Source organism: Paenibacillus sp. FSL M7-1046, assembly GCF_038007405.1.
Classification (GTDB): Bacteria; Bacillota; Bacilli; order Paenibacillales; family Paenibacillaceae; genus Paenibacillus_AQ.
Map to the genome: position 1 here is coordinate 7,582,915 of NZ_JBBOXB010000001.1, position 20,598 is coordinate 7,603,512.

General features: G+C 49.1%; 17 protein-coding genes. 4 read left to right on the top strand and 13 right to left on the bottom strand.

Going from position 1 to position 20,598, the window contains the following annotated elements:
- Nucleotides 1–24 precede the first annotated feature (24 nt).
- The 9 genes from NYE29_RS34090 to NYE29_RS34130 form a co-directional block, all read right to left on the bottom strand.
- On the bottom strand, nucleotides 25–1,890 hold the full coding sequence (locus NYE29_RS34090; RefSeq protein WP_340899508.1) for an LTA synthase family protein: 1,866 nt from the start codon (nucleotides 1,888–1,890) through the stop codon (nucleotides 25–27).
- Between the two features lie 71 nt (nucleotides 1,891–1,961).
- Nucleotides 1,962–2,681 (bottom strand): glycosyltransferase family 2 protein, encoded by a 720-nt coding sequence (locus NYE29_RS34095; protein WP_340899509.1) that lies wholly within the window; start codon nucleotides 2,679–2,681, stop codon nucleotides 1,962–1,964.
- A 310-nt stretch (nucleotides 2,682–2,991) separates the two neighbouring features.
- Entirely contained in the window at nucleotides 2,992–3,663 is a 672-nt protein-coding gene (locus NYE29_RS34100) for an HAD family hydrolase (RefSeq protein ID WP_439823196.1), read from the bottom strand.
- Nucleotides 3,664–3,869: 206 nt separating this feature from the next.
- Nucleotides 3,870–4,127 carry an AbrB/MazE/SpoVT family DNA-binding domain-containing protein gene (locus NYE29_RS34105; RefSeq protein ID WP_038588784.1) on the bottom strand — a complete coding sequence of 86 codons (258 nt, stop codon included), beginning with the start codon at nucleotides 4,125–4,127 and terminating at the stop codon, nucleotides 3,870–3,872.
- A 388-nt stretch (nucleotides 4,128–4,515) separates the two neighbouring features.
- Nucleotides 4,516–5,151: a DUF6033 family protein gene (locus NYE29_RS34110; protein ID WP_340899511.1), complete on the bottom strand. Its 636-nt coding sequence runs from the start codon at nucleotides 5,149–5,151 to the stop codon at nucleotides 4,516–4,518.
- Nucleotides 5,152–5,318: 167 nt separating this feature from the next.
- Nucleotides 5,319–7,415 (bottom strand): glycoside hydrolase family 36 protein, encoded by a 2,097-nt coding sequence (locus NYE29_RS34115; protein ID WP_340899512.1) that lies wholly within the window; start codon nucleotides 7,413–7,415, stop codon nucleotides 5,319–5,321.
- 270 nt (nucleotides 7,416–7,685) lie between these two features.
- On the bottom strand, nucleotides 7,686–9,014 hold the full coding sequence (locus tag NYE29_RS34120; RefSeq protein WP_340899513.1) for a sugar ABC transporter substrate-binding protein: 1,329 nt from the start codon (nucleotides 9,012–9,014) through the stop codon (nucleotides 7,686–7,688).
- A gap of 124 nt (nucleotides 9,015–9,138) precedes the next feature.
- Nucleotides 9,139–10,785, bottom strand: a complete 1,647-nt coding sequence (locus tag NYE29_RS34125) for a response regulator transcription factor (protein WP_340899514.1) — start codon at nucleotides 10,783–10,785, stop codon at nucleotides 9,139–9,141.
- On the bottom strand, nucleotides 10,778–12,685 hold the full coding sequence (locus NYE29_RS34130) for a sensor histidine kinase (protein ID WP_340899515.1): 1,908 nt from the start codon (nucleotides 12,683–12,685) through the stop codon (nucleotides 10,778–10,780). Before NYE29_RS34130 ends, NYE29_RS34125 begins: the two co-directional genes overlap by 8 nt.
- A gap of 204 nt (nucleotides 12,686–12,889) precedes the next feature.
- Between NYE29_RS34130 and NYE29_RS34135 the strand changes: the two genes are divergently transcribed.
- Nucleotides 12,890–13,780: a carbohydrate ABC transporter permease gene (locus tag NYE29_RS34135; RefSeq protein WP_038588766.1), complete on the top strand. Its 891-nt coding sequence runs from the start codon at nucleotides 12,890–12,892 to the stop codon at nucleotides 13,778–13,780.
- Complete coding sequence (locus NYE29_RS34140) at nucleotides 13,780–14,616, top strand: carbohydrate ABC transporter permease (RefSeq protein ID WP_038588763.1); 837 nt, start codon at nucleotides 13,780–13,782, stop codon at nucleotides 14,614–14,616. The genes NYE29_RS34135 and NYE29_RS34140 overlap by 1 nt, the downstream gene beginning before the upstream one ends.
- An 88-nt stretch (nucleotides 14,617–14,704) precedes the next feature.
- Here the strand turns inward: NYE29_RS34140 and NYE29_RS34145 are convergent, their stop codons facing one another.
- The 4 genes from NYE29_RS34145 to NYE29_RS34160 form a co-directional block, all read right to left on the bottom strand.
- Nucleotides 14,705–15,733 carry a CapA family protein gene (locus tag NYE29_RS34145; RefSeq protein WP_340899517.1) on the bottom strand — a complete coding sequence of 343 codons (1,029 nt, stop codon included), beginning with the start codon at nucleotides 15,731–15,733 and terminating at the stop codon, nucleotides 14,705–14,707.
- Nucleotides 15,734–15,809: 76 nt separating this feature from the next.
- Nucleotides 15,810–16,469, bottom strand: coding sequence for a class I SAM-dependent methyltransferase (locus NYE29_RS34150; RefSeq protein ID WP_340899519.1), 660 nt, complete (start codon nucleotides 16,467–16,469; stop codon nucleotides 15,810–15,812).
- Between the two features lie 172 nt (nucleotides 16,470–16,641).
- Nucleotides 16,642–17,664 (bottom strand): SDR family oxidoreductase, encoded by a 1,023-nt coding sequence (locus NYE29_RS34155; protein WP_340899520.1) that lies wholly within the window; start codon nucleotides 17,662–17,664, stop codon nucleotides 16,642–16,644.
- 18 nt (nucleotides 17,665–17,682) lie between these two features.
- Nucleotides 17,683–18,621, bottom strand: coding sequence for an aldo/keto reductase family protein (locus tag NYE29_RS34160; RefSeq protein ID WP_340899521.1), 939 nt, complete (start codon nucleotides 18,619–18,621; stop codon nucleotides 17,683–17,685).
- A 189-nt stretch (nucleotides 18,622–18,810) separates the two neighbouring features.
- Here NYE29_RS34160 and NYE29_RS34165 point away from each other — a divergent pair, with 189 nt between their 5' ends.
- Together NYE29_RS34165 and NYE29_RS34170 are read left to right on the top strand one after the other, a co-directional pair.
- Entirely contained in the window at nucleotides 18,811–19,398 is a 588-nt protein-coding gene (locus tag NYE29_RS34165) for a sugar O-acetyltransferase (protein WP_340899523.1), read from the top strand.
- Nucleotides 19,399–19,559: 161 nt separating this feature from the next.
- Entirely contained in the window at nucleotides 19,560–20,591 is a 1,032-nt protein-coding gene (locus NYE29_RS34170; protein WP_076114282.1) for an ROK family protein, read from the top strand.
- Nucleotides 20,592–20,598 lie beyond the last annotated feature (7 nt).

The following is a 20,598-nucleotide window of genomic DNA, read 5'->3' on the forward strand; positions in this document are numbered from 1 at the left end:
ACAACCTATACTTTGTGCTTTTGATTATTGTTCCAGGTCCGGCAGCTGTAAAATATAGCTGTTGGACAGATGCAACAGACGCTGTACAGCATCAAATTGCGCTTCTGTAGATCCGCCCTCAAGACTGGAGTTATCCAGCTGACTGTAGTTGGTACCGTCCGCGTAGGCATCTCCTGTTACATAAATGCTCTTGTCGTTAATGAAGGAGCCTGTCGGCAGGAAATGTCTGACCGGCAGCAGGTTGGTCTGCTGATTAAACAGATCTTCACCAAAATGCAGCTGATTCTGAACCGATACTCCCAGCAGATTGGCCACCGTCGGCAAGATGTCGACTTGGCCGCCTGTGTGATCCATTACCGCAGGCAGTTTAGCACTCGGCGAATGGACGATGAACGGAATGTTGAACATATCGGTGTAGCCATATTCATGGCCGACCAGTCCATTGATCAGTTCCTTCTCATCGCTGCCAAGCGTGTACATCGGCAGTCCCTGGTGATCGCCATAGAAGACGACAAGGCTGTCATCCCACAGGCCGCTTGTCTTCAGTTCCTCAAGGAATTGCCCCATCGCATAATCCGCGTAATTCTGGGCGCGAATATAATTGCCTAGCAGCGTTCCCTCGAAGCGCTCCGGCAACTCCATCTTATATTTATCTTCCGGCATATGGTAGGGATGATGGGCAGTCATCGAAATCACCATCGCATAAAACGGCTTATCCCCGGCATCCATCTGGGAAAGCTGCGGCACTGTTTTGGCAAACAGTACTTCATCCGATGCGCCAAAGGCAATATGGTCATCGTCGCCAAAAAAGGCCTGGTCATAATAGGTGTCAAAGCCTACCGCTTTGTATAACTCCTTGCGGTTCCAGAAATCCACACTATTGGTGTGGAAGGTTGCCGTGTCATAGCCATTCGAGGCTAGCAGCTTCGGCAAACTCGGTACAGATTTCTCCATATACGCCGAAGAGGTAGCCGGCTCATTCTTGGGAACGTAGAAAGAGGTGTTCACCACAAACTCCGCATCCGAAGTTGTCCCTTGGCCCGCATTCGTATAAAAATTATTGAAATACGTGTTTTCTTGTACCAGCGTATTAAGATTGGGAGTGATCTCCTGGCCGTCAATGGTCAGTCCGAGCAGGAAGCTCTGGAACGACTCCATTTGCACTACAATAAGGTTTTTGCCTTTATCAGCCCCATAAAATTGCGCTGTTACCGGCTCCTGGATTCCTTTCACCTCATTGACCGCCTGCTGGGTAATCTCCTTGCTGTCAATAAGCTCCTCGTCCTCGGTGGTATCCGCAAACAGGGTATACAGTTCGTAATTGAGAATCCCCATACTCTCTGCTTTTTTAATCTCATTCATGCTCGCATGATTAGGCCAGATGCTAAAGAAGCAGAGTCCGATGGAAACGGCCGTGATGACCAGCAGAACTGCCCGGTTCATGCGCTTCAAACCTCGTTCCTTCCATTTGGCAATATATTTGGGACGGAACATAAAGAAGAGGAAGAAAATAATATCCACAAAAATAAACAGGTAATAGGGGGCGATCAGAGAATACGTGCTCTCTCCTACCTTAATGACTTTATCCGCTTGCTGCAAAGCATGATATGTAGCGATCACACCGTAATACTTGTAATACATCAGAACGGAAAAATAAATAACCGTAATCAGCAGATTGGCGATCATGTAGTACAATATCTTCCGCTTCGAGGCCAGCCATTCAATCAGACTGAACACAATAATGAAAAAGGGGATTTCCGTTAACACCATACTCCAGTTGGGACCGTCGTTAAAGACGACAAACCAGGCAACTGCACTCTTTATAAGCAAAACTAAGCTGAATAATACTATAGGCTTGTATAATTTATTTTTAATATTGAATTTGTTCATAATGACTCTATCCCTTTCTTTAAAAACTTGGCCAGCCGCCGCACCTCCTCCCGATTTCAGAAAGCTTCTCGTTAATCCGGATTAGGCATAGATCTGATGCGGTACCGGATGACCCTTTTTTTCAGCCAACCGATGACAACAGCGTCTACGAATCCTGTAATTGCCGGACTGAGCACACCATATTTGGAATGTCCGTGTTTTCGCTCTTGATGCGTTACTGTAACCTCGATGACTGTAAATCCGTTCATTTTGGCCAGTGTAGGCAAAAAACGGTGCATGCCATTGTATAAAAAGAAGCTGTCCGCCACTTCCCGCCTCATAAGTTTTAAGGGAGATACAGAATCCTGGATCCTTTCGCCTGTAAGCCAATTCCTTACTCCGTCGCCGATCCATGAGGATATCCTTTTCAAAAAAGTAACCTTCCGGTTCTCCCGTTTGCCGTTCACAAAATCCACTCTGCCGATAAAGGGCATCAGCCTGAATATATCGCGCGGGTCGCTTTGCAGATCGGCGTCCATGAGTGCGACCAGTTCTCCCCTGGACTGCCTTATGCCCGCCCAGACAGCAGCCGTCTGCCCGCAATGTTTCTCGAAATGAATGACCTTCACCGACTTGTCAGACCGTGCAATCTCATCCAGAATCAAGGCGGTCCGGTCCTTGCTGCCATCGTCGACTAGCACAATTTCATAGCTGTCCATCTTTTCTTGCACCGCATCCGTTATGCTCTGGTGAAGCTCCCGGATATTGCCTTCTTCATTATAAACCGGTACGACCACAGACAATCTAACCAAACAGACTCACCTCAGTACCAATTAATATATTCACGCCGCACCCGACGGGTTACAGGACAGTAAAAAAACGCAGGTTAGTGCGTTCCGGTCCGATCCAAAAGATTTAACAGTACTACTGCATTAAATCACAAAATAGATAGGTTATCAACCTATTTTTCCAGGCGTTTTGTCCGGCAAACCGCCGAAATACTTAATCTTTTCCAGAGTAGAAAAATAACGCCCCTTGTCCGCAGCACCGCGGAGCAAGGGGTGTTTGTAGGCAGGCTTGAACTGCAGATGTACCAGGAATGGAGCATCCCGCTTCTATCCGTTACTCAGCCCGGTCGTACAATCCGATTAATTCATCGAAGGAAGTAATAATAACGTCTGAGCCCTTCAGCTCATCCTGACGTCCGAAGCCTGCATAGGCACAGCCGATTACGGTCTGTCCGTTTCCTTTGCCGGCCTGCACATCGGAGGAACGGTCCCCAACCATCCATGCGCTGCTGATCCCGTGATTGTCCAGCAGAATGCGCAGCAGCTCGGTTTTGGTCGCAGTGCCTTGTCCACCAGCGCTGTACAAGCCCTCGAACAAATCCTTCAGCTCATGCACAACAACGATGCTGTGGATGTAATCCTCCAACCCGTTGCTGGCCACGAACAGCTTGACTCCACGTTCATGAAGTGCGGCAAGGGTCTCCTTAACCATTGGATAGAGCAAGGTGCCGCCTGCTTCCAATCCCTCAACCTCCATCTGCAGCAGCAGTTCATCCGCCCGGCGGTGTACAGCTTCATCGGCATCCGGCATTACATTCTTCCAAATTTGCTCCAGCAGCATGCCAAGACTGCCCAGAATAAGTTCCTCCGGCGGAGTCGGCCCGGTATGCAGCCCTTCTTCCCGCAGGATATCGAACATTTTATGGTAAGCAGGCAATAACAGGGTTTCCGTCTGGAACAACGTTCCATCCATATCAAATACAATTGCTTCCGGTTTCTTTAGCATCAGGTGACTCATCCTTTCCAAATTGTTTTGCGAGTGATCTCTGCTCTGCACATGCAGCTCTAGGTTACATTCCTTTATGATATAGGAAAGCAGTGTGAATTGTCTATGGAGTCGAGATTAACAAAAGGGGACCAGTGGCGGACACTGTAACGTGTCTGCCACCGGTCCCCCGCTGTCATTGGAATCTGTAAGGTTAGGAAAAGAAATTAGATATGGTCAAAACTTGAAATCAATTCATCAAGAACATCTTTGCTTACCATTTTACCTTTGAAGTTAATCAGGTTTTCCGCACTTCCAGAGAAAATGCAGGTAGGCTCATATTTTCTGAGAATGATTTTTTCACCATCAACAAAGATCTCCAGTGGGTCTTTTATGTCAATTCCCATTGTTCTGCGAAGCTCAATCGGAATCACGATACGTCCCAGTTCATCTACTTTTCTTACAATACCTGTTGCTTTCATCATTATGCATCCTCCCTTGATATAAACACTTTATATAATCATTTGTGTTAAAAGCTATCATAGCTTCTAAATAGTAGTAATGATTACGCTATATCTGCATTTTAAAGTGCTATTTCTTTCCTGTCAATTTTATTTCTACAACTTTTGATATTTATCGACAAATTATTCGTTATAATCTAGAGTCGATTCGACAAAATATTCGAAGTTTATACATTATAATAGCCGAAAACGGCTACCATTGACAGTTTTTTATGGAAAAATGTTAAATTAAAATTTATTAATTGTAAGCAATAGAATGAAGATTCAAATGGCATAGCAAAAACCGCCTAAATGGTCGCAAACGCGTTGACCTAGGCGGTTATCATGTTCCAAGAAGTTATTAATCAATTAATTAAAACAGATCCTTTTTCCGCAGCATTGAATCCAGACTGGCTTGACGCACACTATTTATATACACGCTATTTGCTTCTTCATTGCTACTGGAGGTCTCTGTAAATGACCCGAATTGTGAGAGGAGCGTGCTGCTGTTTAATTTACTCAACAAGTCCAACTGCTCGGCCTTCTTCTTTTGGTCTGCCTCTACTTCTTTCTGAATCTTTTCCCGCTCGGCAGGTGTCAAATAATCACCAATAACCCAAAACGTAGCTGTTCCATCCGGATGTATAATTACCCCGCTGGCATCACCCGGTTTATCATTAGCGCTGGACGCAAAATGGTCCTGTATGATATCTTCTACTTTTTTTTGCAATTGTGGATCTGTTGCCGACTGAATCAGTATATTGGGAGCGATCGTAACATTTCCTTTGCCAACACTATGGGAATACACACTCTTTACTGCTTCTTCGGTCTTGGGTATAGCTTGCACATTGATCTTAATGCCGAATTTATTTTCCAATTCCGTCAAAACTGCTTCCGAATTCGTTGTCGATAATGCATCTTGAAAAGAAATCCCTGAATTCTGACTTTTCTGGCTTGCTATTGTTGCCCCCGCACGATTAAGGCTGCTGAGTGGAGCTACATTCAACAAATTAAACCAACTCCTTTATTCTTTTTTTCCGAAGCATCCATTTAGTATATCGGCTTCCGGAATTTGTATTTTAGACTTTCCTCAATATGTACAAAAAAAGAACCAGCACCCGCTCCCCAAGAATCAGGTTGAGGGGGAGCCGGCCCTGGCTGCAAGCTTTACGAACTTTACGAAGTAATCTCAAACAATCTCGCTGTTTTTCCCGGTGGGAGGGCCACCGTCAGTACTCCTGCTGATTTATCCCAATTCCAGGCCAAGTCATGCTGCTGCGGATAGGCACAGGCGATGGCTGGTTCAAGCCCCTTCAGCTCTTCTATCGGCAATTGGACATTCTCGGCTTCTCCGGCAATCCGCCATACCGCGACGTACCTGCGTTCCCCGCGCCGCAGCCCGAGGCTAACCCATTCGCCCCCGCTATCCGGCAAGCCGAGCGGCCAGAAAGGCGTGGCATGCGGGATATCACTGCGGATGGTTTTGTAATAATCCAAAGCTTCCTTCACCAGTTTTCTGCGGCGGGGCTCTAGCTCCGCCAAATGTCCGCTCTGGTGCACACGCAGCAGCAGCGCATTGACCATATTGAAGATGACTTCCTCATCATCGCCCTCACGCAGCGGATACGACCAGACCGCGGACTGCTCCGGTGTCAGTGCCGCCGGCGAGCCTGCGGCTATGGCCGCGTACTGTACATAATCCTCCTGGTCGCTGGTCGACTGGATACTGTGCCGGCTGAGCATCGCATAATCCATACGCATGCCGCCGCTGGAACAGTTCTCAATCACAAGATTTGGATAACGCACAAAGATGCTGTCCAGCCACGCCAGATAGGCACGGTTATGCTGCAGCAGCCCATCGCCGAAGCTGTCCGCATCTGTCTCTGTTCCAATGCCTGCATTGATGTTGTAATCCATCTTAATGTATCCTACGCCGTACTGCTCAACCAGACGGGCAATAACACCGTTAGCATGTTCAATCACTTTCGGGCTGCGGTAATCGAGCTGGTAGCGGCTGCGGTCCTTAACCCGTTTGCCATGCCGCATGAAAAACCAGCTGCCATCGGTCTCCGCCAGCTTCGGACTGTTGATGCCTATAACCTCCAGCTCCAGCCATAGCCCGGGAATCATTCCTTTGCTGCGGATATAGTCCAGCACATATTTAATCCCTTCCGGGAACCGCTCACTGGAAGGCTCCCACTGCCCTACGCCATCCCACCACTCTCCAGGCGCATACCATCCGGCATCGATGCAGAAATATTCACAGCCGACATCGGCGGCGGCGTCGATTAAGGGCAGCAGCTTCTCCGTCGTCGGGCTTCCCCACAGGCAGTTCATATAGTCGTTAAAAATAATCCGCAGCAGCTCATTATCCTCATTGGGTCTGCGGATCATCCGGCGGTACGCCGTAAGCTGTTCCGCTGCTCCCTGGAATCCTCCCTGTACAGCACCCACAGCTACAGGCACCGAGGTGAACTCCTCACCCGGGGCCAGCTTCAGCCACCAGTGATTGTCATGCTCTGTAGGCCCGCTGGCCAGCAGTGTAAGCTGATCATACTGATCCGTCAGCTCCCAATGCCAGGAGCCGTTATGCTCAATCTGCCAGAACAGGCTTGTCCCGCTCTCCTTGTTGTGCAGCACAGCCATGGGAAGCAATTCTGCCGCTGACCAGGAGCCTGTATTGCTTGCGGCAATCCGTTTCGAGCCGCGGTCGGCCAGATGGGACATCCCCAGCTCAGGCAGCCGGTAGGTCCGCCACTGCAGCTCACTCTGCCACCCGCTATGCGCGAGGGTTACCTCGATCTTGTCGTTGCGGTCTCCGCTTCCCTCCTTGTCTACACCTGTAAGAGCAAATGAGGAGATGTATTCCACGGCCGCCTCTGCTTCCCCGGCATTCTTCAGCACTGTCCAGCTGCGTACAATCTGCACGCCCTTATAGAACTGAAAATGCTGTACCGCCTGAATTCCCGTAATGTGATCGGTCAAGGTTAGCTCCAGCTTGCGTCCCAGCGCATTCCCCGTGTCGCTGTGCCCGGCATATACCATCCGGAGCCCCGGATAGGAGGCCCGGTGGGTGCGCCCGTGATATTCGGCGCGGTCTTCACCCGACAATTGCAGCTCCAGCAGCCGGAAGCCCGGTTTATTCTTGTCGGCGATAGCCCCGGCTTCCAAAGGTGACGCTCCGAAGTGCAGCAGCCGGACATCCTGCTCCGCTGTAATTTCAATCGTAAGATAAAGTCCATTTTCGGCGATTTCAATGATCTTGCTGTCCATATTTAATTTAGCCTCCTGCCATATGTTGGTGTCTCTCCTGATTATAAGGTCTGTTTTTGTATTCGTAACTGTTCGCGCTCTACAACTACAAAATAAACTCCCAGCGGTGAAAGAGTAACGGAGGGGAATTTTGGAATTGGAGGAGCGGAAGCGGCCGGAAATCCAAACATTCACCGCAGTTACGGCATTCACCGCCTCCCGCCAACAAAAAAGGGACGGCCCCCCCGGTAAATGAATCTTACCTTCGAGACCGTCCCACATCGAAATGTTTTATTGAGCCGATCCGAATTGGATCCAGGCTTTCTGAATTTCGTTGACCGCTTGATCCTTAGTTTTGCTGCCGCCGATGTAAGCCTGCATCAGTTCACCAAATTTCTGGTGGAAGGTATCCAGGGAGTAGTTGACCGACAGGTCGCCGGATTTCTCCGTCTTCAGGATTTCTTCCATTTCCTTAGGCATTTGCAGGTCAGGCATTGGGGCATCCTTGATTGGCGGGATTACCTTAGCCACGGTGGAGAACCAGTTTTTGCCGTACTCGGAAGTATACAGCCAGTTGAAGAACTCAATAGTTTCCTTAACTACAGCAGAATCCTTGTTGATGCGCAGCGCCTGGTCAGCACCAGTAATAATCTGGGACTGTTCCGGTTTGTCGCTGACAGGGTAGCCGGCGATGCCAAGGTCAAAGTCTGGTGTAATTTTCTTAATGGCTTCTTCATCCCATGCGCCTTTACCGTTCATGAATGCGGTTTTGCCAAGAGCGAAGTCGCTGACTTGAGCATTGCTGTCGCGCTCCAGCGGCTTGTCCGTACCGTGCTTAACTGTAGTGTCAATGTAATTAAAGAAGTTATTGTACAGCAGCGGGTGATCCTTGATGGTCGTCTTGCCGGCGATGAAATCTGCTACAAGCGTTTTAGCGTCTGTTCCCGCATCGATTGCAGCCGCATCCACAAAGTGTTGGAAGATGTGCTTCCATACCCACCACTCTTTGTAGGCATTGGCGAACGGTGTAATGCCTTTTGCCTCCAGCTTGGTGATCGCATCATCCAGCTGGGCGGTTGTCTTTGGAATTTCTGTGATTCCGGCATCAGACAGCAGTTTTTTGTTATACATCAGTACGAACAGGTTGCCTTTCACTGGAAGTCCCAGCACCTTGCCGTCGGTAGAGCTCATATTGGAGCGGACCGCATCGGTCATCGCTGCCGCAAGCGGCTCATTCGTAAGATCGGCACTGTATTCAGCAAAGGTATCAATATCTCCACCGGCTGTCGTCTGGAACACGTCAGGAGTGCTGCCGGCAGCAATTTTCGATTTAAGTACCGTATTGTAGTCAGCCTGCATAATTTCCAGGTTGATGGTAACGTTCGGTTTTACCTTTTTGTATTCTGCGATGTAGGCATTGAACGCCTCGGTGTACTCCGGAGATGCGGTAAACATATTAATCGTTACGGGCTTGGAAGAATCAGTTGTGGCAGCATTATCCGTCCCATTTGTACCAGCCGTATTATTAGTAGCGGCATTATTGTTGTTCCCGCCGCAACCGGCCAGCAGACCGCCGACGAGCAGCAGACTTGCAGATAGTCCCATAAATCGTTTTAACATGATGTTGCCCCCTCTTTCTTATGCATCTTGTGTGGTCTTGTTGCTATTCTAAATAAAAAGAAAAAGGATAAGAATGTACATAAGTGAACTTATAAGGGTAAAAAAGTGGGCTAATGTAACCGTTTCACTTTTCTACCCCGGGCAGCAGGAGCCTGAATTCAGAAGGTGAACAGTCGTAATAATTGCGGAACGCCTTGCTGAAATAGTTTTTGTCCTTATAGCCCAGCATCTCGGAGATATCCTGGATTTTGAGGGCAGGATCAGACAGCAGGTCCTTGGCCTTGTCCATTCTTACCTTTTGTACATACTCATGAATGCCGTAACTGTATTGGGCCTTGAACAGCTTCATCAAGTATTCTCTGCTCAGGAAATATTTATCCGTGAACATCGATATTTTAATATTCTCGAAATAGTGGTTATCAATGTATGCTTTAATATTTTCCAGTACATTGCCACGGTTACCGGCAAGGGATCTGCCGATTTCACCGGCATAGACATCCAGAATATGATTCAGCACGCCTTCAAACTGCTCAAAGGAGGCAAAATCACCGGCGATCCCCAGCCCGCGCAATCCCTTGTCTTTGCCGCCGCGCAGCCGTTCAGGAACCGCATTCAGTTCCTTGGCGATATCGTTCAGCAGAATAATGAACTCTTGAATCGTCCGGTCAGCCGCACCGAGGCTGAAATGCCCGGAAGACTGCCATTGTCCGGTGAATTCGCCGAGGATGCTTTTGGCATGATTCACATTTCCGCTCTCCAAAACATTGCGGATAAGCGGCATCCGGCCAGTCAGAGAAGGGCTGTCCTTAACTGGTAGTTTAGTACCTGCACCGGCAGCAACAATGCCGCTCTTTAGATTCAGCAGATCAATGGCGTCCAGCGACGCTGTGGCGGTGTCATACGACTGTGCGATATCCATACAATCGCTATAAGGCTCTCCAATGCCTCCTGCACAGGCAATTCCGAACAACTCCTTCAAAGTCGAAGCAGCCTTTTTCATATGATGCAGGGACAGAAAGGCCGCATCCTGCCCGTAACCGCCCTTCATGGTAAAGATAGCGATAAATTCACGCTCTGCCCGGGGGCTGACGAAGCTGAACGCTTCAAAATCCCCGCCGCTGTTCTCATTAATGACATTCGTTACGGCAAAATGCATCAGATCCCGGTCCTCATGAAATCTACCCTTGCGGACCTGCTCCAGATTGAGCAGCCGGACAATCCCGACAGCAAAAAAATGGCCGGGTGTATCTGCACCGATCAGCGGCAAAAAGGCTTCATTGGACTGGTTCTTGAAGCTGCGCTCGATAATCGACAGATACATTTTCTCCTTCAGCTTCGGAATGGACATGTTCAGCGTGATGTTCTGGCTGATAAATTCGCTTTCTTTCTTGCGTTTCGCCTCCAGCAGGTCGACGGCCTTGTGCAGCGCACTGTTCAGATCAGTCCGGTTAACCGGCTTCAGCAAATAGTCGACAACCTTGGAACGGATGGCCTGCCGGGTATATTCGAAATCATTGTAGCCACTGATAACAATCAGCAGCAGATCCGGAAATTCATGCTCGGCGATTTGCAGCAGCTGGCTGCCATTCAGCTCCGGCATCTTCATATCGACAAGCGCGATATCTATTTTGTGCTGCCGCAGCATGGCCAGTCCAACGTTGCCGTCTGTAGCCTCCAGCACCTGATCTACCCCTAGTCCCTTCCAGTCCCCCAGAATGTTTATGGCTTCGCGCAGCGGCTCTTCATCATCTATGATCAGTACTTTATACATGTTGTCCCAGACCTCCCTGCGGTAATTGCATTTCCATTGCCGTTCCGTGCTCATTACTGCTGATCGCCAACCCCGCTTCTTCTCCATATAAGAGCTTCAGCCGTGTATTCAAATTTTTCAGCCCGATGCTTTCATTTCCGTCATCGGACAGGTCTCCTCCAAATTCCTCCCACTGGATCTGCAGCGAGCTCAGCACTTCCGCAAGCCGTTCCCCGCTAATGCCAGGCCCGTCATCCAGTACAGAAATCACATTGTAGGTTGGAGTAATCCGCGCCACAATCCTGATCGTGACTGTAGAGGATACCCTCTCCAGCGCATGCTTAATGCAGTTCTCCACCAGCGTCTGAATGGACAGCTTGGGAATACTCAGCTCCAGCAAGGTCTCGTCCCAATCGTAGACGATCTGCATCCGGCTCCCGAAACGGGCCTTCTGCAGCGCCAAATAGCGTTCAATATGCCTCAGCTCTTCCCTGGCCGCAACAACATCACGTCCGCTGATGCAGTAACGCAACGTCAAAGCCAGATTATCAACCATCTCAACGATATCGTCATTGTTGTTCTTCAATGCCTTCGTAGAAATCGCCTGAAGGGCATTGTATAAGAAATGCGGGTTAATCTCCGCCTCCAGCGCTTTGAGCACCGCGTTTTTCTCGACGATTTTCATTTTATAACGTTCATTGATCAGTTCATTGGTTTTCTCCACCATCTTATTGAAATGGCGCGACAGATACGCGATCTCATCGTTGCCCTCCACCTGTGCCTCGGCATCAAAGCTGCCGGTACTGAACCGCTTCATTTGCAGCGACAGATTTTTCAGCGGATTTGTGATCCTGTTGGAGATGAAGCTGACAAGGATCACCGAGACGATCAGAAACAGCAGGCCAATGAAGTAGTTTAATTTACGTGTCGTTGTCGCCGCTTCATAAATTTCTTTGTAGGGAATCGGCTTGATCAGCTTCCAGCCCTCTTTTTTATTAATGTCATAGATCACCAGATATTTTTGTTCATCAGCCGACCACGTAAGTCGTCCGCCTTGGGCTGGGGTCAGCTGGTCCAGCAGGCCTGCCGCTTCACTTTTGGCATAAAATTCACGGTCATCCACCACAAACGCCTCATTATCCGGGCTGACATACATCAAATGCTCTCCGCTGTTGAACGGAATGTCCTTCATGATCTCATCGGTGACGCTGGAGTTGAAGTACAAGGACAATACCGCCTGCGGTTCTCTGGACGCGATTGAACGGAGCAGCCTGTGGTAGCCCATGAAGCTTTTGTCTTTATTAATAGGATAGTCATCCTGTTCCGAAGTGTCCTGCACAAAGGATTGATAAGAACGGTTAAACGGGCTTGCCAGCGCACGCTTATACCAGGTGAGATTCTCAATCGGGGGGTGCTGGGCGACCCGGATTGTAATATTATAGTTCTCTTTGGTGACATAATAATACTTCTGCTCTTTGATCACGTAGAGGGTTATGGCCTCCAGGTCATTGCGTGAAAAATAGAGGTTCTTCAGGTAATCCTCCACATACATCTTGGAAGCATAATCTTCCGATTCGTGCATGATGGCGTAAGTAATCTCATCATAGGAGATTTGCGGCAGGGACAGCTGCTCGATCCCGTCAAGGTAACTCTCCAGATTACGGCCGACCAGCAGCAAGTTGTTGCTTGTGCTCGTTATTCTGCTGTTCACTGATTCCTTGCGCAGCATTCCATAGGAAATGAACGTCAGCGAGGTAACCACCAGGATAATAATGGTCGTGAACAGCAGAATCAGCTTATTCGCCAGACGGCGTGAAATCCGCTCCAGTAAAGGCTCAAACAGCTTATGCAGAATTGATCTAATGATGTGCGGCGGCCTCCTTTGCTTGCAGGGTTCAATACCGGAAATGGTGGCCTCCATAAAATGCCAGGACCCTTTTCTCCAGCTTCAGCATCTTTTTGGTGTTCTTTTCAGTTCACCTTTTTACCCCTAACTGTACTCTTAAATCCATTTTTGAGTATAGGGGTCTGCTCTATAATACACAATATAGACTAACCGGAATGGTTATGTGTGGCAAGCCAGGCACATTACTCCCACCCTATAAATACAAGAAGAGGTGCTTCCATGTTAAAAACACTCGGCAGAAAATGGCGTGAGAAAATAGAATTCGGAATTTTCACGCTTCCTGTTCTGATCTGTATCGCTGTAGCATTCTACATTCCTTTTGCCATGACCATCCGTTATTCGATGACCAAATGGAACGGGATATCCAAACACCCCAAATTTGTCGGACTGGATAACTTCAAGCAGATCTTCACCGGAGATACCAACTTCTCCGATTCGGCGTGGTTCACCATCAAATATGCGGTGCTCTACATCATACTTGTTAACGTGCTGGCCATCCTGCTGGCCGTGCTTCTGGACATGAAGCTGAAGACGACTTCCTGGCTGAGAGCGGCTTTCTTTATCCCTTATATCCTCAGTCTTGTTATCGTCGGCTTCATCTGGAAATTCATCTTCATGCAAGGCTTCAACTCCCTCGGAGAAAGTACAGGCTGGGGCATATTCGGCCTAAGCTGGCTAGGGACGCCGGGACTGGCCTTTATCTCGATCTTAGGAGTCTCCATATGGCAATCGGTCGGCTTCTATCTCGTCATCTATATTGCCGGTCTGCAATCTGTACCTGAAGACCTGAAGGAAGCAGCCACCGTGGACGGTGCCGGACCGCTGAGAAGATTCTTCAGCATCACCCTGCCGCTGCTTGCTCCATCCATCACCATTTCGGTATTTATGGCCCTGACCAACTCGATCAAGGTGTTCGACGTTATCCTGTCGCTGACCGGCGGCGGCCCTGGCGGAACTACCTACAGTATCGCTTATGATATTTACCGGGATACCTTCCAGAACAATCTGTACGGATATGGTACGGCAAAAGCGCTCATCCTCTTCCTGGCTGTGCTTGTCGTGACGATCATCCAGCTTACGTTCTTCAAGAGAAGAGAGGTTGAGGCATAATGAAAACAAACAACAGCAAAGCGGGCAAGATCATTCTGGAAGTTGTTCTGGTCCTCCTATCTCTTTTGTTCTTGTATCCGCTGTTCCTGACCGTAATCAACTCTCTGAAAAGCTTCAGTGAGGTCATGACTGACGTTATTGCCCTGCCGAAGAAGTTGACCTTCAGCAACTACTCCTATGTGTGGGAGTTCATCAATTATCCAAGATTGTTCCTGAACAATTTCATTATTACCGGCGTCGGCCTGCTGGGAATCGTGTTCATTTCGTCCATTGCGGCTTATAAGCTTGCACGGACAAAATCCAGATGGAGCGGAGTGATCTACTTCCTCTGCATCATGCCGATGCTCATTCCGTTCCAGTCGATCATGCTGACCGTACTGCAGACTGCCAAGAACCTGAACCTGTCCGAAAGCACTTGGGGACTGGGTCTGCTGTATTGGGGCTTCGGAGCTCCGCTGGCTGTATTTATCTATCACGGCTTCGTCAAAGGCATTCCGCTGGAAATCGATGAAAGCGCCACGATCGACGGGGCTTCCGGCTTCCGCCTGTTCTTCAGTGTAATCTTCCCGCTGCTGAAATCGGTAACGACGACCATCGTCATCATCGACGTCATGTGGATCTGGAATGACTTCCTGCTTCCGCTGCTTATGGTCAACGGCTCGCCGGATACGAAGACACTTACACTTGCAGCTTATACATTCGTGGGCCAATACACTTCGGACTGGCAATATGCGATGACGGCCATGGTAATGGCTGTACTGCCGTCCATCGTCGTATTCATCTTCCTGCAGAAGTATATTGTTAAAGGCGTTGTCGCCGGGGCAGTGAAGGGCTGATTTCAATACAGTGTTAAACTTCATATGACAAAAAAAGAGCATGTGATTAGCCATTAGGCTCGATCACATGCTCTTTATATTATTGAGGTCAAAGATCCTCTGTAACTGTACCGTCTGCCGCTATGACAGCATTGAACGACAGCTTGTTCATTCGCTTGATGGTCTCCTGATTATAGGCATTGCCCATAAAATTCGGCTGTCCGCCGATAATCTTAACCGGCGTAATTTTGCCGGTTACGCCGCTATCGCTGATTGTAAAGTTGACCAGCATCGAATGCAGGGTCTTCTCTCCGCCGCGCGTAGAACGGTTGAACACAAAATTGCCCAGCGAATAGTAGATCGGCTTATGCTTGTAATATTCGATCCCCATCAGGTTGTGGCTGTGCGCGCCAAGGATAATATCCGCACCGCAGTCGATCATTTGCTTCGCCAGCGTCCGGGCGTAGTCCTCGGGATAGTCCTTGAACTCCTGGTTCCAATGGATATACACAATGGTATAATCGTTGTCCTTAGCCGACTTCTTAATCGCACCCATCAGCGGCTCCGCAGTGTAGGCTGAAGCAGCTCCGGGATTGTTTTTCCCGGCATACCAGGAGGTGCCGGATAACACGCGGCTTGTGCCCAGCACAGCTATCCGTTTGCCTTTGACAGTCTTAATATACGGTTTGAAGGCTTCCTCAATATTGTTGCCTGCACCTGTATGGCCGATCTTGTGCCGGTCCAGATGCACCAACGTATCCAGCATGGCGTTCTGCCCGTAATCCAGGATATGGTTGTTGGCCACGGTCACGCCGTCAATTCCCGCATAGGTGAGTCCACCCAGTGTTTCCGGCTTGGAGCGGAAGGCAAAGTTCTTCTCGGCCGCCTTCCCTCTAACCGATACCGGCGTCTCCAGATTCGCAAACGCAAGATCCGCTTTCTGCAGGACCGGTGCCACTTTGGTGAATGGAAAATGAACCCCGTATTTTGCAATCTGCTCACCTACAAAACCGTCCAGCAGAATATCTCCGGCAAAAGCAAGTGTGATGTTCTCCTGCCCCCCTGCTCCTTTGCTAAATACAGCAGACGAGGGAACAAGCAGGCACAAAATAACTGTAATGATTGCCAATCTTTTCAATACTCTAGCCCCTTTTTATAAGATATTGTTCTACTATACTGAAAGCAGATTCTTAAAAGAAGGGTATAAAGTCCTGCTAGTTTTGCGCTTTTTTGAGCACAGCTCTGAAACAATTCAGTCCGCCCCACAAATCCGTTCGCACAGCATCCTCAGGAAGATTGAAATCCGTCTCCCCCCAATACTGGAATCCGGACTGCAGCAGCACGTCGTTCATCAGCGGCAGATTGACTGTAGGATAATCAAAGGTCAGTACCAGCAGGCCCTCTCCGTTCAGCGTTCTGTGGAACTCCTGCACCGCACGCACAGAATCCTCCAGCGACAGATGCTCCAGTACCGAGATGCAAAAAATCGTATCAAAGCTCTCATCGGCATACGGCAGCTTGGTGAGATCGGCCTGGGCCAGATGAAGACTTGTTGTCCGTCTCGCCCCCGCCTGCCGCGCCGCTTCGGCTCCGATATCTTCGGCAATGTTCTGGAGGATCGCTTCCTTTGACAGGATGCGGGCATCAAGATCACAGGCATAAACCTCGTCGCTGAATCCGGCGAGATAGAACTTCAGCGGATGGGAAATGCCGCAAGCGGCATCCAGCACCACATCATGGGGTGAAATAAAGTTTGTACACCACTCGTATTCATAAGGGCGGCTCCACCAGGATTCCGGCAGATCGTAAATCAGCTTCTCACGGCGTGCATCGGAATTTACAAAAAAACGGGAGACATACGGATGTGTCGGCATGGCCAGGACTCCTTTTAAGGGAATTTCGGTAGTGAGAGTATATTCAAGATTCCCCGTTTCATGCCACGCCTCACATCAGCACGTATAAGCAACAAAATTCCCCACAAAAAGACGGTGATCCTTATTAGGAATCACCGTCTTTTGAGCTTATGTGCACCCTATGAGCTTAAACTTAAACGTAATAAGAAAGCAGCTTGGGATCAATGCCATGTTTGCTGATCAGGTTGTCCAGCATCTTCGACCATTCCTGGTCCATCAAGCACAGCTTAGGATGACGCTCAAACCACGCCACCGACAGCTTCACTCCTTCTGCGAATGGAACCGTAGCCTCGTAATCCGGCACAAGCCGTTTGATTTTACTGTTGTCGAACACACTGCTTACCGCCTGGTCCCCGATCAGGCCATCCGCTGTGCCCGCCGGTGTATGGGCTGCGATGAAATCCGTGGAGATATGCACAACCTTCGGCTCTCTGCCTGCAGCCTCCCCAATGGCAGCATAAATCTGATTCCAGCTCAGCACTTCATCAGAAGTGATATGGACAGCCTCTCCAATGGCTTCAGCATGTCCCAGCAGGCCGACAAACCCTTTGGCAAAATCGGTATTGTGGGTCAGCGTCCAGAGTGAGGTTCCGTCCCCATGAATCACGAGGGGCTGGCCTTTGCGGATACGCTCTACCAGTGACCAGGGATGCTGCCAGCTCGTCAAAGCTGCAGGAATTGCTGTAACGCCATAAGTATGCGACGGACGGACAATCGTAACCGGGAAGCCGTTGCTGTGATGGGCTTCCAGCAGCAGTTCCTCACAGGCGATTTTATCGCGTGAATACTGCCAGTATGGATTGACAAGCGGCGTCTCTTCCGTGATCCGGTAATGCCGCTGCGGCTTCTGGTAAGCCGATGCCGAGCTGATAAAGACATATTGCTTCGTCTTGCCGGTAAACAGTTCGATGTCGAGCTGTACCTGCTCAGGAGTGAACGCGATCCAGTCTACCACAACATCAAATTCATACCCCTTCAGCACTTCACGGGCTTCCGCCCCCTTGCGGATATCTCCCTGGATCACCTTCGCACCTTCCGGCACGAATTCGCCCCGCTCTCCGCGATTAAACAGATACAGCTCTATCCCGCGCTGAACGGCCAGTCTGGAGACGGCCTCGCTGATTAATCCTGTCCCTCCGATAAATAATACCTTCATCTCTGTCTGCTCCTCTCTTTAGCCCAGAATTTCTTCAATCTTGGTCACAATATCCCCGGAGAGTTCTATGCCTGAGGCCAGAACATTCTCCTCAACCTGCTCCGGACGGCTTGCACCGACCAGCGCGCTTGCCACATTTGGCTGTCGCAGAATCCAGGCCAGCGCCAAATTGCCGACAGAAATGTCCAGTTCAGCCGCAACACCCTCAAGCAGACGCACTTTGGCAATCTTCTCATCCGTTATCCCTTTGCGCATCCAGTCCAGCTTAGCTGCCCGGCTATCCTCAGGAATATCAGAGACGGAGCTGTATTTCCCCGTCAGCAGACCTTGGGCCAGCGGGGAAAAGACAACCTGTCCGATTCCTTTGCGCTGGCCGAGCGGAATGATTTCTTTCTCAATATAACGTTCGAACATATTATAAATAGGCTGGTTAACAACGATATGATCCAGCAGGTAACGGTCGGCGACCGCGAGTGCTTCCGTCATTTGTGCTGCCGTCCATTCACTTACACCCACATAGAGCACCTTGCCCTGACGGACCAGATCATCCAGTGTCCGCAGTGTTTCTTCAATAGGAGTTTCCGGATCATAGCGATGGCAGTACATAATGTCCACATATTCGGCCCCAAGCCGTTTCAGACTGGCATGGCACTGCTCGGTAATATGCTTGCGGGACAATCCGCGGTCATTGGGCCCCTCCCCCATAACGCCGAAAACCTTGGTCGCCAGAACATAGGACTCGCGGGGAAATCCGCGTAAAGTTTCGCCCAGCACTTTCTCCGCCGCTCCTTTTTCATATACATTGGCCGTATCAAAAAAATTAACACCCAATCCGTAAGCGGTTTCAATGGCTTTAACGGCATTCTCACGTTCCACGTAACCGCCGTAAGTCAGCCAGCTTCCCAAGCTGATTTCACTGACCTTAAGCCCTGTTCCACCCAATCTGCGATACTTCATTTCACACTGCTCCTCTCCATAGATCCGGCTCTAATGGCTCCGGTTGTTTTGTACACAACTTTTATTCTAGATCAGTTCACCTGTAAATTCCATCCTATTTGAATAAAATAGAAATCGTATGGTAAAATTTAAAGGTCTATTTTACCAATATACGGCAATAAAATGATAGGAAGTGGAGACCAGATGGTTATGACAGAAAAAGAAAAATCACATTTAGGTTTATTGTACGATGCAAATTATGACAAGGAATTGATCGAAGAACGTTTATACGCTAAGGGAATGTGTTATGAATACAACCGGCTGCATCCGGCAAATACCGAAGGTAGAGAAGAAATCATCAGAAAACTTCTGGGAAGCACAGCAGAGCGGTTCCTGATCGAACAACCTTTTGTCTGCGACTATGGCTATAATATTGAGATCGGAGAAAATTTCTATATCAACCACAACAGTGTAATGCTCGATGGGGCGAAGATTACCTTCGGCGACAATGTATTCGTAGCGCCCAACTGCGGATTTTATACTGCAGGGCACGCACTTGACGTGGAACAGCGCAATCAAGGGCTGGAAGTTGCCTTTCCGATTGCAGTTGGAAACAACGTCTGGATTGGCGGCGGCGTAAGCGTCCTGCCGGGCGTGGCCATCGGTGACAACACGGTCATCGGCGCCGGAAGTGTCGTAACCAAGGACATTCCCTCCGGTGTGCTGGCAGCCGGCAATCCCTGCCGGGTCATCCGTGAAATTACGGAAGCAGACCGGGATAAATACCGGCGGGAATAGCCGTTAGAGTCCATTGGATATTGTGATCTTAAAAAAGCAGCCCTGGTGAGGGCTGCTTTTTTCTTTGGCTTGCTGGACAATAGCAAAAACTCAGGGTATATTATTTACAATACTTTTAATAACCAATATCGAAAGTGTCAAAGGTATGGAGGATGCACCCAATGAATCAGATCGCCAACAATTCCATTCGCGTCAAAAGGATAAATCAGGAACTGATCAAGGAAGCCTTAAAAGCGATGAAGCAAGGCACAAAGGCTGCGGTAGCCAGCGTTACAGGGTTAAGTATAGCGACCTGCGGAAACATCCTCAATGAGCTGGTCGAAACCGGCGAGGTTATTGAAACCGAACTGGAAGCTTCCAGCGGAGGACGCCCGGCAAGGCGTTTCCTGTACAATGCCGATTTCTCCTATATCGCCTGCATCTATGCCAAAACGGAGGACGGCTCGTTATCCTTAACCTTTGCGGTAACGAATTCAACCGGTGAACTTGTGGAAAAGGGTCTGCTGGAACCCGAGCTTATCGACGCGGCAAGCTTTGATCATCTGGTCGCAACGCTCACACAGAAATATAACAATATTAAGGCCGTTGGCATAGGTATTCCGGGTCTTGTACATCAAGGCGTTATTAATATATGTGATATCCATTCGTTAATCAATGTTCCGCTGGAATCACTGCTTAAGGAGAAGTACAACGTCGAGGTCACTGTTGAAAATGATATGAATCTCACCGCCTACGGATTCTACAACAAACAGTCCTATGATGAAGACAAAACCATCGTGGTGCTGACCTTTATCCGCGGCAGCTTTCCGGGCTCGGGGATTATAATTGACGGACATATTCACAAGGGAAATACCCGGTTTGCTGGCGAAGTTTCTTTTTTGCCCTTTGGAATTTCCCGGGAAGAGCAGTTCATCCGCTTGGGTGGGGATGACACCTTTCTCCCTTTGGCAGTGCATGCTGTAGCTTCATTGACCGCGGTTATTAATCCGAAGACCATTGCACTTACGGGAGAGCAATTCAGACAAGAAGATGTGCAGCACATTCTGGAAAGCTGTCTGGAGATCATCCCCGCAGAACATATGCCTCAGCTTATTCTGCTAGATGACCCTGATGATGATTACATGAACGGCCTTATTGCCATCACACTCGAAAGCATGACCTATTCTTTACAGCTTATAGAGAAACGCCGGTAATTCTGGC

Excerpts from the sequence above, each read along its gene's own strand:
- NYE29_RS34090 (WP_340899508.1), bottom strand. The coding sequence starts at position 1,890 with ATGAACAAATTCAATATTAAAAATAAATTATACAAGCCTATAGTATTA.
- NYE29_RS34100 (WP_439823196.1), bottom strand. The coding sequence starts at position 3,663 with ATGCTAAAGAAACCGGAAGCAATTGTATTTGATATGGATGGAACGTTG.
- NYE29_RS34105 (WP_038588784.1), bottom strand. The coding sequence starts at position 4,127 with ATGATGAAAGCAACAGGTATTGTAAGAAAAGTAGATGAACTGGGACGT.
- NYE29_RS34115 (WP_340899512.1), bottom strand. The coding sequence starts at position 7,415 with ATGGACAGCAAGATCATTGAAATCGCCGAAAATGGACTTTATCTTACG.
- NYE29_RS34120 (WP_340899513.1), bottom strand. The coding sequence starts at position 9,014 with ATGTTAAAACGATTTATGGGACTATCTGCAAGTCTGCTGCTCGTCGGC.
- NYE29_RS34125 (WP_340899514.1), bottom strand. The coding sequence starts at position 10,785 with ATGTATAAAGTACTGATCATAGATGATGAAGAGCCGCTGCGCGAAGCC.
- NYE29_RS34130 (WP_340899515.1), bottom strand. The coding sequence starts at position 12,685 with ATGGAGGCCACCATTTCCGGTATTGAACCCTGCAAGCAAAGGAGGCCG.
- NYE29_RS34135 (WP_038588766.1), top strand. The coding sequence starts at position 12,890 with ATGTTAAAAACACTCGGCAGAAAATGGCGTGAGAAAATAGAATTCGGA.
- NYE29_RS34140 (WP_038588763.1), top strand. The coding sequence starts at position 13,780 with ATGAAAACAAACAACAGCAAAGCGGGCAAGATCATTCTGGAAGTTGTT.
- NYE29_RS34150 (WP_340899519.1), bottom strand. The coding sequence starts at position 16,469 with ATGCCGACACATCCGTATGTCTCCCGTTTTTTTGTAAATTCCGATGCA.
- NYE29_RS34155 (WP_340899520.1), bottom strand. The coding sequence starts at position 17,664 with ATGAAGGTATTATTTATCGGAGGGACAGGATTAATCAGCGAGGCCGTC.
- NYE29_RS34160 (WP_340899521.1), bottom strand. The coding sequence starts at position 18,621 with ATGAAGTATCGCAGATTGGGTGGAACAGGGCTTAAGGTCAGTGAAATC.
- NYE29_RS34165 (WP_340899523.1), top strand. The coding sequence starts at position 18,811 with ATGACAGAAAAAGAAAAATCACATTTAGGTTTATTGTACGATGCAAAT.
- NYE29_RS34170 (WP_076114282.1), top strand. The coding sequence starts at position 19,560 with ATGAATCAGATCGCCAACAATTCCATTCGCGTCAAAAGGATAAATCAG.